Source organism: Pseudokineococcus sp. 1T1Z-3 (assembly GCF_037482365.1).
GTDB lineage: Bacteria > Actinomycetota > Actinomycetes > Actinomycetales > Quadrisphaeraceae > Pseudokineococcus.
The window spans coordinates 206386-219656 of the sequence record NZ_JBBHZF010000023.1 but is presented as its reverse complement, the minus strand read 5'-3'; the positions used below and the strand labels follow the sequence as shown (position 1 = coordinate 219656).

13 protein-coding genes are annotated in these 13271 nt (G+C 76.4%); 6 read left to right on the top strand and 7 right to left on the bottom strand.

The features are described from left to right. Positions 1–76: 76 nt before the first annotated feature. Both WDV86_RS08490 and WDV86_RS08485 read right to left on the bottom strand, forming a co-directional pair. Positions 77–1063 (bottom strand): 4-hydroxythreonine-4-phosphate dehydrogenase PdxA, encoded by a 987-nt coding sequence (locus WDV86_RS08490; RefSeq protein ID WP_339567184.1) that lies wholly within the window; start codon positions 1061–1063, stop codon positions 77–79. A 98-nt stretch (positions 1064–1161) separates the two neighbouring features. Further along, entirely contained in the window at positions 1162–1905 is a 744-nt protein-coding gene (locus WDV86_RS08485) for a GntR family transcriptional regulator (RefSeq protein ID WP_339567183.1), read from the bottom strand. A 98-nt stretch (positions 1906–2003) separates the two neighbouring features. Between WDV86_RS08485 and WDV86_RS08480 the strand changes: the two genes are divergently transcribed. Next, on the top strand, positions 2004–2933 hold the full coding sequence (locus WDV86_RS08480; RefSeq protein ID WP_339567182.1) for an AEC family transporter: 930 nt from the start codon (positions 2004–2006) through the stop codon (positions 2931–2933). 58 nt (positions 2934–2991) lie between these two features. Here WDV86_RS08480 and WDV86_RS08475 read toward each other — a convergent pair whose 3' ends face one another. After that, on the bottom strand, positions 2992–4791 hold the full coding sequence (locus WDV86_RS08475) for a glycoside hydrolase family 15 protein (protein WP_339567181.1): 1800 nt from the start codon (positions 4789–4791) through the stop codon (positions 2992–2994). Between the two features lie 121 nt (positions 4792–4912). Between WDV86_RS08475 and WDV86_RS08470 the strand changes: the two genes are divergently transcribed. The 3 genes from WDV86_RS08470 (at position 4913) to WDV86_RS08460 (ending at position 8295) form a co-directional block, all read left to right on the top strand. Then, positions 4913–5788, top strand: a complete 876-nt coding sequence (locus WDV86_RS08470) for an SDR family NAD(P)-dependent oxidoreductase (RefSeq protein ID WP_339567180.1) — start codon at positions 4913–4915, stop codon at positions 5786–5788. A gap of 132 nt (positions 5789–5920) precedes the next feature. After that, positions 5921–6952: an alcohol dehydrogenase catalytic domain-containing protein gene (locus tag WDV86_RS08465; protein WP_339567179.1), complete on the top strand. Its 1032-nt coding sequence runs from the start codon at positions 5921–5923 to the stop codon at positions 6950–6952. After that, positions 6949–8295 carry an LLM class flavin-dependent oxidoreductase gene (locus WDV86_RS08460; RefSeq protein ID WP_339567178.1) on the top strand — a complete coding sequence of 449 codons (1347 nt, stop codon included), beginning with the start codon at positions 6949–6951 and terminating at the stop codon, positions 8293–8295. The genes WDV86_RS08465 and WDV86_RS08460 overlap by 4 nt, the downstream gene beginning before the upstream one ends. Here WDV86_RS08460 and WDV86_RS08455 read toward each other — a convergent pair. From WDV86_RS08455 to thiO, 4 genes are all read right to left on the bottom strand, one after another. Then, positions 8285–9400 (bottom strand): ThiF family adenylyltransferase, encoded by a 1116-nt coding sequence (locus WDV86_RS08455; protein WP_339567177.1) that lies wholly within the window; start codon positions 9398–9400, stop codon positions 8285–8287. The two genes, WDV86_RS08460 and WDV86_RS08455, sit on opposite strands and share 11 nt — an antisense overlap. Next, positions 9397–10263, bottom strand: a complete 867-nt coding sequence (locus WDV86_RS08450) for a thiazole synthase (protein ID WP_445262998.1) — start codon at positions 10261–10263, stop codon at positions 9397–9399. The genes WDV86_RS08455 and WDV86_RS08450 overlap by 4 nt, the downstream gene beginning before the upstream one ends. Positions 10264–10326: 63 nt before the next feature. Further along, entirely contained in the window at positions 10327–10575 is a 249-nt protein-coding gene (gene thiS, locus WDV86_RS08445; protein WP_339567175.1) for a sulfur carrier protein ThiS, read from the bottom strand. Then, positions 10572–11756: a glycine oxidase ThiO gene (thiO, locus tag WDV86_RS08440; RefSeq protein WP_339567174.1), complete on the bottom strand. Its 1185-nt coding sequence runs from the start codon at positions 11754–11756 to the stop codon at positions 10572–10574. The genes thiS and thiO overlap by 4 nt, the downstream gene beginning before the upstream one ends. 74 nt (positions 11757–11830) lie before the next feature. On the opposite strand from thiO, the gene thiE reads away from it, so the two are divergent. Beyond that, positions 11831–12484 (top strand): thiamine phosphate synthase, encoded by a 654-nt coding sequence (gene thiE, locus WDV86_RS08435; RefSeq protein ID WP_339567173.1) that lies wholly within the window; start codon positions 11831–11833, stop codon positions 12482–12484. Positions 12485–12656: 172 nt separating this feature from the next. Next, positions 12657–13268 carry a DJ-1/PfpI family protein gene (locus tag WDV86_RS08430; protein WP_339567172.1) on the top strand — a complete coding sequence of 204 codons (612 nt, stop codon included), beginning with the start codon at positions 12657–12659 and terminating at the stop codon, positions 13266–13268. Positions 13269–13271 lie beyond the last annotated feature (3 nt).

The window sequence follows — 13271 nt, the reverse complement described above, 5'->3', positions numbered from 1 at the left end:
GGCGTCGTACGGGTCGGGCGTCGTCCTGGTCGGCGTCGTCCGGGTCGAGCGGCGCGCCGGTCAGGCGCGGGGGAGCTCAGGCGCGCTCGACCAGCTCGACGGCGACGTCGAGGGCGCGCTGGGTCGGGCCGGTGCTGGCGACGCCCTGCCCGACGATGCCGTGCGCGGTGCCGTGCGCGGGGGTGGCGATCGGCACGGGCAGACCGCCCTGCACGGTGACGCCCTGGTCGAAGCCCATGAGCTTCATGGCGATCTGGCCCTGGTCGTGGTACATCGTCACGACGCCGTCGAAGTCGCCCTCGCGGGCGCGGATGAAGAGGGTGTCGCACGGGAAGGGGCCGTGGGCGTCGATGCCCTCGGACCGCAGCAGGGCGACGGCCGGCGCGATGTGGTCGATCTCCTCGCGGCCGAACTTGCCGCCCTCGCCGCCGTGCGGGTTGAGGGCGCACACGGCCAGCTGCGGGCGCTCGACGCCCTGGGCGGCGACGACGGTGTGCAGCAGGCGCGTGGCCTCGGCCACCTTGTGCGCGCTGATGCAGGAGGCGACCTCGGACAGCGGGATGTGGGAGGTGACCCGCGACGTCGTCAGGCCGGGCACGAGGTTCAGCTCGGACGTCGTCCCGGTCCAGCCGAGGCGGTCGGCGAACCAGCGCAGCTCGTCCTCGTGCTTCATGCCGGCCATGGCCAGGGCCTGCTTGTTGAGGGGGGCGAAGACGATCGCGTCGGCCTCGCCCCGCTCGTAGACGCCGAGAGCGCTCTCCAGGTCGGCCATGGCGCGGCGGCCTCCCTCGACGCTGACGCGGCCGCGGTCGACCGGGGCGTCGGCGAGGTCGCTGCCGAGCGCCGCGACGGCGTCCGCGCTCGCCGCGGCGGCCACGGGGACCTCGACCCCGGCCTCGGCGGCGGCGGCCGCGAGCTCGGCCTCGGAGGCGAGGACGAGGAAGTCGACCCGCCCGCGGTTGGCGGGGTCGGCGACGAGCTTGGCCACCAGCTCAGGGCCGATGCCGGAGGGGTCGCCCAGCGTCAGGGCGATGCGAGGTCGAGACGGTGCGGTCGTGCTCATGGCGTCGTTGCCTCCTGCGGGTCGTCAGCACTGAAGATCGCAGATCCTATAGGAAGGAGGCTAGGCGCTCATCAGTGAGGGCGCAAGCCCCGGGCCGGTCAGGTGCGGTCGGCGACCCGCCCGGCGAGCGCGAGGGTGTCGTCGACCGCCCGCTCGCGCACGCCGGCCAGGTGCTCGGCCATCGCGGCGACGGCCTGGTCGGGGTCGCCGCCCTCCACCGCCCGCAGGATGCGGCCGTGCTCGGCGAGCGCGGCCTGCCAGTCGGTGACGCCACGTCCGGCGCTCTGCACCAGGCGGTGCAGGTGGGTGCCGAGCCCCTGGAGCATGTCGCGCAGGTAGGGGTTGCCCGAGGCCTCCACGATCGAGAGGTGGAAGGCCCAGTCGGCCTCGAAGTAGTGCCGCATGACCACGGCGGGCGGCGGCGAGGCCGGGCCCCAGGCGTCGACCATGGCCGCCGCCGCGGCCTCGTGGCCGGCGTGCGCCTCGCGAAGGCGGCCGGCCAGGAGCCCCTCGCGGGCGACGGCGCGGCGGAGCGCCTCGATCTCCAGGACCGAGCGGGCCTCCATGAGGTGCCCGAGCTGCTCGGCTCCTGGGTGCGGGGCGACGGCGTAGCCCTTGAGTGCCGTGCGCACCACGAGGCCGGTGTGCTCGAGGAAGGCGAGGGCCTCCCGCACGGGCGTGGGGGAGACGCCGAGCTCGCGGGCCAGGCCGTCGATGCTCAACGAGCCGCCCGGTGCCAGCCGCTGGTCGAGGAGCATGTCGAGGAGCGCGTCGTACACCTCGTCGCGCAGCAGCTGGCGGCGCAGGACCTCCGTCGTCCGCGGCGCGTTGACGTGGGCCACGCCCTGGACTCTAGCCGCGACCCATGCGCGATCCGACATCCTCTAGGATCTGGCGCGTCCCGGTCAGGGTTTCCGCGGACGCCGTCGGGAGGAGCCTGGTGCAGGGGGTCGTCGACGGCTTCGCGACCATCCTGCTCGTCATCGCGGTGGGGGCGCTCGTCGCACAGCTCGGCGTCGTCGACGAGACCGGCCGCAAGGTGCTCTCGCGCGTGGCCTTCTCGGTCGCGAGCCCGGCCCTCATGGTCGTCGTCGTCTCGGGCGCGGACGTGGGCCGGCTCTTCACGGGCTACGTGGCGGCGGTCACCGCTGGGCTGCTCGTCGTGACGGTGACCTACCTGGCGCTCGCCCGCTTCGTGCTTCACCGCGACCTCACGGGCGCCGTCACCGGGCTGCTGTCCACGGGCTACGTCAACGCCGGCAACCTGGGGCTCCCCGTGGCGGCCTACGTGCTGGGCGACGCCGCGCTGATGGCGCCCGTGCTGCTGCTGCAGATGCTCGTGCTGCAGCCGATCGCCATCGGCCTGCTCGACCGGGCCGCGGCGGACCGTCGCCCCTCGCTGCTCCGGCTGCTGACGGTGCCCTTCCGCAACCCGATCACGGTCGGCGCCCTCGTCGGCCTGCTCCTCAACCTGTCGGGCCTGGTGCTGCCCACGGCGCTGGGCAACCCGCTCGCGCTCGTCGCGGACATGGCGGTCCCGACGATGCTGCTGGCCTTCGGCGTCTCCCTGCGGCTCGGCCCGATGCCGGGCCGCGGCTCGTCGCTGCCCGAGCTCGGCGTCATCACCGTGCTCAAGACCCTCGTCCAGCCGGCGACCGCGCTGCTCGTCGCCGGCCCCGTCCTCGGCCTCCCGGGGCCCGAGGTCCTCGCCGCCACCGTCATCTCCGCGCTGCCGACGGCGCAGAACGTCTTCGTGCTCGTGGCCCGGTACGACTCCGGCCGCTCGCTGCTGACGGCGCGCGACGCCATCTCGGTGACGACGCTCGTGTCGATCCCCGTGATGGTCGGCGTCTCGGCCCTTCTCTCCTGACCCCCTCCTTCCCTGACCCTTCCTCGCGGGAGGGACAGGGAAGGGCAGGGCAGGGGGCTCAGCGGTCGCGGTCGAGCGCGGCGTCGAGGTTGACGGCGGCGGAGATCAGCGCGAGGTGCGTGAAGGCCTGGGGGAAGTTGCCGAGCGCCTCGCCGGAGGGGCCGATCTCCTCGGCGTAGAGGCCGAGGTGGTTGGAGTAGGTGAGCATCTTCTCGAAGACGATGCGGGCCTCCGTCAGCCGGCCCGCACGGGTCAGCGCCTCGACGTACCAGAACGAGCAGAGGTTGAAGGTGCCCTCCTCGCCCTCCAGCCCGTCGTGGCCGGTGATGGCGTACCGCGAGACCAGGGAGTCCGACACGAGCTCCTCGCCGATGCGGTCGAGCGTCGAGAGGAAGCGCGGGTCGGTCGGCCCCGCGAACTTCACGAGCGGCATGACGAGCAGCGAGGCGTCCAGCGACCGGCTGCCGGGGTGCATGACGTAGGCCCGCAGCTCGGGGTCCCAGCAGTCCTCCTGGACGAAGCGGTGCGCCTTGTTGGCGATCTTGCGCCACTTCTCCGTCGGCGCCGGCAGCCCCCGGTCGCGCGCCACCCGCAGGGCCCGCTCGTAGGCCACCCACGTCATCAGCGCCGAGTAGGTGAAGCGCTGCCGCGGGCCGCGCACCTCCCAGACGCCCTCGTCGGGCTCCTGCCAGTGGTCGGCGAGCCAGTCCAGGCGCTTGCCGAGCGCCGTCCACAGGTCGTAGCTGATGGGCACCCGGCGGTTGTAGAGGTAGACGGAGTCCATCACCTCGCCGTAGACGTCGATCTGGCGCTGGTCGACGGCCGAGTTGCCGACGCGCACCGGCCTCGACCCGCGGTAGCCCTCGAAGTGCTCAAGCACCGACTCGGGCAGGTCGGGGTCGCCGTCGATGCTGTACATGATCGAGACGTCCTTCTCGACCGACGCCTCGTCGCAGCGCTTCTGCACCCAGTCCATGAAGGCGGTGGCCTCGTCCAGGAAGCCGAGCCGCATGAGGCCGTAGACCGTGAAGGCGGCGTCGCGCAGCCACGCGTAGCGGTAGTCCCAGTTGCGGGCCCCGCCCAGCTGCTCGGGCAGCGACGTCGTCGGCGCCGCCACCAGCGCGCCCGTGGGGTGGTAGACGAGCAGCTTGAGCGTGAGCGCCGAGCGCTGCACCATCTCGCGCCACCGGCCCCGGTAGCGGGACGTGGCGACCCACCGGTGCCAGTACTCGCTGGTCCGGGTCAGCAGCGCGTCCACCTCGCCGGCCTGCAGGGGGCGGACCTCTCCGCGCCACTCCAGGACGACGTCGACCGACTCGCCCTCGTCGACGTCGAAGACCCCCTCGACGCCGCGCCCGTCGTCGGTCACCCGCAGCGGCACCGGCGTGCGCAGCACGAAGGCGCCTGCAGGGCTGGTGAAGACCGCGCCGACGCCGTCGACCAGCCCGACGTCGTGCGGCACCCGCCCGTAGTCGAAGGCGGGCCGGCACACGAGCCGGAAGCCCGTGCGGCCGCGCACCGAGGTCACCTGACGCACGAGCAGGTCACGCGCCGCGGTGAGGTCGCGCGTCTCGGGGACCATGAAGTCGGTGACCTCGCCGACGGAGTCCCGCGTGAGGTAGCGCGTCAGCAGGATGTTGGTGTCGGGCAGGTACAGCTGCTTGGGCCGCGAGCTGGTGCGCGCGGCCAGGGAGAAGAAGCCGCCCCTCTCGGCGTCGAGCAGCGAGGCGAACAGCGACGGCGCGTCGAAGCGGCCGGGGCAGTACCAGTCGACGGTGCCGTCGGTGCCGACGAGGGCGACGGTCCGCAGGTCCCCGATGACGCCGTGCTCCTCGATCGGGAGGTAGGTCGAAGCCACGGGCTGAGCATGGCCCAGGCCCGGCGGACGTGGGGGCACCGCCTCGCGACCCGAGGCCTCGCCGCCGAGTGGCTCCCGCCGCGCCACCCGCGCCGCCCCGGGCGGCTGGCACGCTCGCCCCGTGGAGCGCTACGTCGTCGAGGGCGGCACCGCCGTCGTCACCGGGGGCGCTGGCGGCATCGGCGCGGCGCTGGCCCGGCTGCTGGCGGCCCGCGGCAGCCACCTCGCCCTGCTCGACCGCGACGCCGAGGCCCTGGCGGCGCTGGCGCGGCGGCTCTCGGCCCGCCACCCCGACCTGTCGGTGCGCACGTACGTCGTCGACCTCGCCGACGCCGGTGCGACGGCGCGGGCGTGCGAGGCCGTCCTCGCCGACCACCCGCGCGTCACGCTCGTCGTCGCCAACGCGGGGACGGCGGTGGGCGGGCTGTTCGCCGACCTCACCCACGAGGAGTTCTGGCGGGTCGTCGAGGTGAACCTGCGCTCCACGGTCCAGGTGGTCGGGGCGCTGCTGCCGCGGCTGCGGGCCTCGCCCGGTGCGCACGTCGCCGTCGTCTCCAGCGTCTTCGGGCTCGTGGCGCCGCCGGGCCAGAGCGCCTACGCCACGAGCAAGTTCGCCGTCCGCGGGTTCGCCGAGGCGCTGCGGGTCGAGCTCGCGCCCGAGGGGGTCGGCGTCACGTGCGTCATGCCCGGTGGCACCAGGACCCGGCTCGCGGCCGACGCGCCCGCGGCGGCGGCGCTGTCGGCGCAGGACGCCGACGCCGGCCGGGCCGCCTTCGAGCGGATGCTGCGGATGAGCCCCGTGGACGTCGCCGAGCGGGTGCTCCGGGGCGTGGAGCGGCGCCGGCCGCGCGTGCTCGTCGGCGCCACCGCGGTGCTGCCGGCGCTGCTGGAGCGGCTCGCCCCCGGCTCGGCCGTCGTCGTCCTCGTGGCGCTGGGTCGCCTGGCCGGCCTCGGACGGCTGCTGCCGCGCCGTCCCGGCGGTGACGTCGGGCCGTGAGCAGGGGCGACGGCGCTGCTAGCGTCCGCGGCGACCTCCGGGAGCCCCACGGGACGGGCTGAGAGGACGGCTGCCGCCGTCGACCGGTCGAACCTGGCTGGGCGGCAGGCCCAGCGGAGGGAAGGAGCGCCCGTGCGCGCTGCTCGTCTGACCGCCGTCCAGGCACCCGGTGCCACCCCACGCGACGTCCTCGAGGTGGTCGAGGTCCCCGACCTCTCGCCCGGCCCGGGGGAGGTGCTGCTGCGGGTGGGCGCCGCTGGCGTCTGCGCCACCGAGCTGCACTTCCTCGACGGGCTGCTGCCCGCGCCCCGCTTCCCCGTCACGCTCGGCCACGAGGTGGCCGGCACGGTCGAGGCCGTCGGCGACGGCGTCGCGCGGTGGGACGTCGGGGACCGCGTGGCCGTCCACTACCTGCACTCGTGCGGGGACTGCCGCCCGTGCCGCACGGGGCGCGAGAACACCTGCGCCGCACCGGCGGGCATGCTCGGTTTCGCCTCCGACGGTGGTTTCGCCGAGCAGCTGGTCGTCCCGGCCCGCAGCCTCGCGAGGGTCCCCGAAGGCCTCGACCTCACCTCGGCCGCGCCGGTGACCTGCAGCGTGACGACGGCGCTGCACGCGGCCGCCGTCGGCGACGTCCGCGCCGACCAGGTCGTCGTGGTCTACGGGACCGGCGGCGTGGGCCTGGCTCTCGTGCAGGTGCTCCGGCGCCGCGGCGCCCGCGTGCTGGCCGTCGCCCGCTCGCAGGCCCGACGGGACGCGGCCACCGACCTGGGCGCCGAGTGGGTCGTGGACCCGGCCGACGGCGACGTCGGGGCACAGGTGCAGGAGCTGACGGGCGGGGCCGACCTCGTCGTCGACCTCGTCGGCACGCAGGCCACGGCGGACGCCGCGCTCGCGGCGCTCGCCCCCGGCGGGGCGCTGCTCTACGTGGGCTACAGCCACGAGTCCGTGACGCTCTCGCCGCTCCAGCTGGTCGTCGGCGAGCACCGGGTGCTGACGGCGGTCTCCTGCACGCTCGCCGAGCTGGAGCTCGGGCTCGACCTCGTGGCCCGCGGCGAGGTGCGGGTCCTCCTCGACCGCGTCGCCCCGCTGGAAGAGCTGCCCGACGTGCTCGCCGCGCTCGCCGCCGGCGACGTCGTCGGTCGCGCCGTCGTCGTCCCGTGACCGGCGACCCCGTCGGCGGCCAGAAGCACCTGCGTATCAACGCCTTCCTCTACGCCTGCGGCCACCACGTCGCGGCCTGGCGGCAGCCGGGCTCGCCCGCGGACCGCCTGGGTGACGTCACCTACTGGGAGGAGCTGGCGCGCACCGCGGAGCGGGGCGGGCTCGACGCCGTCTTCCTCGCCGACGGGCACGCCGTCGGGCCGGTGCAGCACGGGCCGACGTGGGTGCTGGAGCCGTTGACGACCCTCGCGGCGATGGCCCGCGCGACGTCGACCGTCGGGCTCGTCACGACCGTCTCGACGACCTTCTTCGCGCCGTTCGCGATCGCCCGGGCGCTGGCGTCCCTGGACCACCTCTCCGGCGGGCGGGTCGGGTGGAACGTCGTCACGTCGATGACGGACGCCGAGGCCCGCAACCACGGCCTGGCCGCCATGCCGCCGTCCGCCGAGCGGTACGCGCGGGCCGACGACGTGGTCCGGGCCGTGCTGGCGCTGTGGGACTCCTGGGACGACGACGCGGTCGAGGTCGACCGCGAGGGGCGCTGGGCCGACCCGGAGGCCGTGCACGCCGTCGACCACGACGGCCCCTTCGTCCGCACCGCGGGCCCGCTCACCGTGCCCCGCAGCCCGCAGGGGCGCCCGGTGCTCTTCCAGGCCGGCGCCTCCGAGGCCGGGCTCGACCTGGCGGCGCGCTACGCCGACGGCGTCTACGCCGTCGCGCACGACGCCGAGACCTCGCGGGCGCACGCGCGGGAGGTGCGCCGGCGCGCCGCCGCCGCGGGCCGGGACCCGGCGTCGGTGGCCGTCATGCCGGGGCTCGTCGCCTTCGTCGGCTCGAGCGAGGAGGAGGCGCGCCGCCACCGCGCCGCGCTGGACGCGCTGCTGCCCGTCGAGCACTCCCTGGCCCAGCTCGGGGGGTTCGTCGGCCAGGACACCTCGGCGTGGGACGTCGACGCCCCGGTGCCGGACCTGCCTCCTGCGGAGTCCTTCACGGGGCCGCAGGGGCGCTACCGGACGATCCTGCGGATCCTCGCGGCGGAGCGGTCGGCCGACGGCGGGCGGCTGCGGGTCCGCGAGCTCCTGGGGCGTCTCGCGGCCGGCGGCGGGCACGCGACGGTGCTGGGGACGCCGGAGCAGGTCGCCGACGAGCTGGAGCACTGGTTCCGCACGGGCGCCGCCGACGGCGTCAACCTCATGCCGCCCTCGCTGCCCGGTGACCTGGAGACCTTCTGCGAGCACGTGGTGCCCGAGCTGCGCCGCCGGGGGCTCGTCGCGCCCGAGCCGGCGGGCACGACGCTGCGCGAGCACCTCGGGCTGGCCCGCCCGGCGCCGGTCAGGGGCTGACCAGGGGCCCGTCCCACCGGGCCAGGCCGCCGCGAAGGTCGACGACGTCGGGCACGCCGGCCGCCGTCAGGGCCGCCGCGGCCTGCGCCGAGCGGCCGCCGGCGGCGCAGACGACGACGAGGGGGGCGCCGTCGGGCACCTGCGGGCGCTCGCCGGCCAGCACCTCGCCCAGCGGCAGGAGCACCGAGCCGGGCACGACGCCGGTCGCGTGCTCGTCGGGCTCGCGGACGTCCAGGACGCGCGCCCCGCCCTCGACCAGCGCCCGCAGCCCGGCGGCGTCGACGTGCTCGACCTCGGGCGGCTGGTGCGCCGCGTGCGCCGAGAGGTCCTGCGGCGGCGTGCGCCTCGGGTCTCGCCCCACCCGCAGGGTCCGCCAGGACGCGGCGAGCGCGTCGAGCACGAGCACCCGCCCGACCAGTGGCTCCCCGACGCCGACGAGCAGCTTGAGCGCCTCGGTCGCCATGACGGCGCCGACGCTCGCGCAGACTGCGCCGAGCACGCCCACCTCCGCGCACGTGGGGGCGTCGGTCGGCGGCACGGGGAACAGGTCGCGGTAGCAGGGGCCGTCGCCGACCCACCCCGTGCCGACCTGCCCGGCGAAACCGAGCACCGAGCCCCAGACGTAGGGCACGCCGGCGAGCCCGCACGCGTCGTCGACGAGGTACCGGGTGGGGGTGCCGTCGCTGGCGTCGACGACCAGGTCGTAGCCGCCGACCAGGCGCAGGGCGTTGTCGGCGGTCAGCCGCTCGCGGTGCTGGACCACCTCGACGCCGCTGTCAAGGCGCCCGAGGGCCTCGGCGGCGCTCTCGGTCTTCGCCCGGCCGACGCCGTCCTCCCGGTGGATCACCTGGCGCTGGAGGTTCGAGCGGTCGACGACGTCGTCGTCGACGACCCCGAGGGTGCCGACGCCGGCCGCCGCCAGGTACAGCAGGACGGGCGAGCCGAGGCCGCCGGCGCCGACGACGAGCACGCGCGCGGCGGCCAGGCGCCGCTGGCCGAGGTCGCCGAGCTCGGGCAGGACGGCCTGGCGGGCGTACCGCCGCGAGCGGTCACCGGGCAGCGGTGGCCCCGGCTGGACGAGCGGCGGGACGGGGTAGGTGGTCATCCGAAGTCTCCTCTCGCGCCTGGGTCGCCGCCGGTGCCTCGGGCGTCGGCCGAGCCGACGTCGGGCATGCCGGCGGTCGGGGAGGACGCCAGCGCCCGGTGCCGCTTGGGCACCCGCCCGGCGAGACGGGCGAGGCGGCCGGACTCGACGGCCAGGCGCATGGCCCGGCCCATCTGCTCGGGGCGGTGGGCCCGGGTGACGGCGCTCGCGACGAGGACGGCGTCGCACCCGAGCTCCATCGCCAGGGCGGCGTCGGAGGCGGTGCCGACGCCGGCGTCGAGCACGACGGGCACCCGCGCCCGCTCGGCGATGAGCGCGACGTTGTGCGGGTTGAGGACCCCGAGGCCGCTGCCGATCGGCGCGCCCAGCGGCATGACGGCCGCGCACCCGGCCTGCTCCAGGCGCTGGGCCAGCACCGGGTCGTCGTTGGTGTACGCCAGGACGGTCGCGCCCTCGGCGGCCAGCTGCTCGGCGGCCTCCAGCAGCTCGACGGCGTCGGGCAGCAGCGTCTCGTCGTCGGCGACGACCTCGAGCTTGACCCAGTCGGTGCCGAGCGCCTCGCGGGCCAGGCGCGCCGTGGTGACGGCCTCGCGGGCGGTGCGGCAGCCGGCGGTGTTCGGCAGGACGAGGACGTCGAGGCGGCGCAGGACGTCCAGCAGCGAGCCGCGGGCGTCGGGGGAGACACGGCGGACCGCGACCGTCGTCATCTCGGTGCCGGACGCGCGCAGCGCCCGCTCCAGCACGGCGAGGTCGGTGAAGCCGCCCGTGCCGGTGATGAGCCGGGAGGAGAAGCGGCGACCGGCGATGACGAGGTCGTCGACGGCGTCGGCGGTCTCGGGGGTGATGTCGCTCGCCGGCCCCAGTGTCGCCGGGTCCAGGGTGGCCGGGTCGAGGTCCGTGCGGGCGGAGGACGTCGTGCTCACGCCTCAGCCTCCCGCCACGAGGTGGACGACCTCGACGCGCGCGCCGGCCGGCAACGGCGTGGTGGCCCACGCGCTGCGGGGCACGACCACGTCGTCCACGGCGACGGCGACGCCCTGCGGCTCGCCGCCCGTGCTGTCGTCGCCGCGGACGTGGGCGAGCGCGCGGGCGGCGGCTTCGGCGACGCTCGCGCCGACGGGCAGCACGACGCCCTCGCCGTTGAGCACCACCTCGGTGGCGGGTGCCTCGGTCATCGGACCTCCTGCAGGACGGGGCGGGCGTCGGCCGGGGAGCTCGACGAGAAGCGGTCTGGGGCGGCGACGTCCATGGCCGGTGGCAGCGGGTCTCCGCGCACGGCGGCGACGACGGCCTCGGCGGTGAGCCCCGAGAGCAGGACGCCGTTGCGCCCGTGCCCGGCGGCGAGCACCAGCCCCGGCACGTCGGTGGCACCGACGACGGGCAGGTCGTCGGGCGTCCCGGGGCGGGAGCGGGCGCGGGTCTCGACGAGCTCGCACTCCGAGGTGCCGGGCAGCACGGCCGCGGTGTCGTGCAGCAGGTCGTGCACGGCGCCGGCGGTGACGGCGTGGTCGAAGCCCTTGTCCTCGGTCGTGGCGCCGGCGACGAGCTCGCCGTCCGCGCGCGGCACGAGGTAGAGCGAGCGGCCCCGCACCGTGGCCCGCAGCACGCGCGTGAGCAGCGGCTCACCGGCCGGCATCCGCATCCGGACGACCTGCCCCTTGACGGGGCGCACGGGTGGGCGCGCGGACTCGGGGACGCCGACCTCACCGGACCAGGCGCCGGCGGCGACGACGACGTACGACGCGCGGACGACCGAGCCGTCGGCGAGCGTGACGCCGGCCGCACGCCCGTCCTCCACGAGCACGGCGCCGTCGGAGGTGACGGTCTGCACGCCGCGGCGTGCGCCGGCCAGCCGCAGGGCCTCGACGAGGCGGCGCGGGTCGACCTGGTGGTCGTCCTGCACGAGCACGCCCCCGGCGACGCCCGGGTCGAGGTAGGGCTCCAGCCGCCGGCAGGCCCGCGCGCCGAGCCGCTCGGCGCGCAGGCCGAGGGCGTGCTGCAGCGCGAGGACGTCGTCGAGGACGGCGCGGTCGTCGACGTCGGCGGCCAGCGCCAGCGAGCCGGTGCTGCGGTGCCCGGTCTCCCGGCCGCTGTCGGCGCCCACCAGCGCCAGGTAGTCGGCGAAGGCCTCCGCCGCGGAGAGGGACAGCATGTGCAGCTGCTCCCCGCCGTGGCGCAGCTCGGTGCCCGGCGCGAGCATCCCGGCGGCCGCCGCCCACGCCCCGCGGGCGGGGTCGCCGTCGGCCACGACGACGCGGGACCCGCTGCGGGCCAGCGCCCACGCGCACGCCGAGCCGACGACGCCGCCGCCGAGGACGACGACGTCGGTCTCGGTGGGCGCGGACGTCCCCGTCACGGCCGCCACCCCCGATGTCGCCGCCCCCGAGGCCGCTGCCACCGGTCGAGCCGGCGACGGGCAGACTCGCGCCCGTGGACGCCACCGACCGCCGCGCACGGCTCGCCGACGCCCGCCTCTACCTGTGCACCGGCGCCCGCCGGGAGCAGGGGGACCTGCCGGACTTCCTCGACGCCGTCCTCGCGAACGGGGTGGACGTCGTGCAGCTGCGGGAGAAGGGCGTCGAGGCGGCCGAGGAGCTGGCGCTGCTGGAGGTCGTCGCCGACGCCGCGCGCCGGCACGGCCGGCTGCTGGCCGTCAACGACCGCGCCGACGTCGCCGTCCTGGCCGGCGCCGACGTGCTGCACCTCGGCCAGGGCGACCTGACGCCCGCGCAGGGCCGGGCGCTCGCGGGCGACGACGTCGTCATCGGGCGCTCGACCCACGACGCCGACCAGCTGGCCACCGCGCTCGCCGACCCCGACGTGGACTACGCCTGCACCGGGCCGGTGTGGAGCACGCCGACCAAGCCCGGCCGTCCCTCGACGGGCCTGGACCTCGTCCGGTCGGGCGCCGAGACCGCCGGGGAGAGACCGGTCTTCGCGATCGGCGGGGTCGACGAGGACAACCTCGACGAGGTGCTGGCGGCAGGGGCCCGGCGAGTCGTCGTGGTGCGCGCGCTGACCGAGGCCGACGACCCGGGCGCGGCGGCGGCACGGCTCGCCCAGCGCCTGCGCGTCGCGGGCTGACTGCCTGCTGCTCACGTCGAGCTCCCTACACCGGTGGCCGGCCAGGTTCTTCCGGTCGACGGCCCCAGCCGTCCTCTCAGCCCGCTCGGCGCGGGCTCCCGCCTCGTCGGGGCGACCCTAGTCGAGGCCCGCACGGGGCCCGCGCCCGGCGGCGGGCTGCCAGGCTGACGCCATGCCCTCGGCCCCCGGCGCTCCCCACCGCACCATCGGCGTCCTGCTCTTCGACGGCGTCGAGGAGCTCGACGCCGTCGGGCCGTGGGAGGTGCTGGCCTGGTGGACGCAGCGCTTCCCCGAGGACGGGTGGCGGGTGCTGACGCTCTCGCGCGACGGCCAGCCGGTGACCGCCGCCAAGGGCATGGTCCTGGGGGCGCAGACCTCCGCGGCCGACTGCCCCGCGCTCGACGTCCTGCTGCACCCCGGCGGCCGGGGGACGCGCCCCCTCGCCCGCGACGAGGAGCACCTGGCGTGGGTGCGGGAGCAGCGCGCCTCGGTGCCGCTGATGACCAGCGTCTGCACCGGCTCGCTCGTCTACGCCGCCGCGGGGCTGCTCGCGGGACGGCCGGCGACGACGCACTGGGGCGCCGTCGACGAGCTGCGCGCCCTGGACCCGAGCGTCGACGTGCGCGAGGAGGCGCGGTTCGTGGACGACGGCGACGTCGTCACCTCCTCGGGGGTCTCGGCCGGCATCGACATGGCGCTGCACCTCGTCGTCCGGCTCGCCGGCGCCGACCGGGCGCGGGCGGTGCGCCGCGGCGTCCAGTACGACCCGCAGCCGCCGGTCTGAGGT

Excerpts from the sequence above, each read along its gene's own strand:
- WDV86_RS08490 (WP_339567184.1), bottom strand. The coding sequence starts at position 1,063 with ATGAGCACGACCGCACCGTCTCGACCTCGCATCGCCCTGACGCTGGGC.
- WDV86_RS08430 (WP_339567172.1), top strand. The coding sequence starts at position 12,657 with ATGCCCTCGGCCCCCGGCGCTCCCCACCGCACCATCGGCGTCCTGCTC.
- thiS (WP_339567175.1), bottom strand. The coding sequence starts at position 10,575 with ATGACCGAGGCACCCGCCACCGAGGTGGTGCTCAACGGCGAGGGCGTC.
- WDV86_RS08455 (WP_339567177.1), bottom strand. The coding sequence starts at position 9,400 with ATGACCACCTACCCCGTCCCGCCGCTCGTCCAGCCGGGGCCACCGCTG.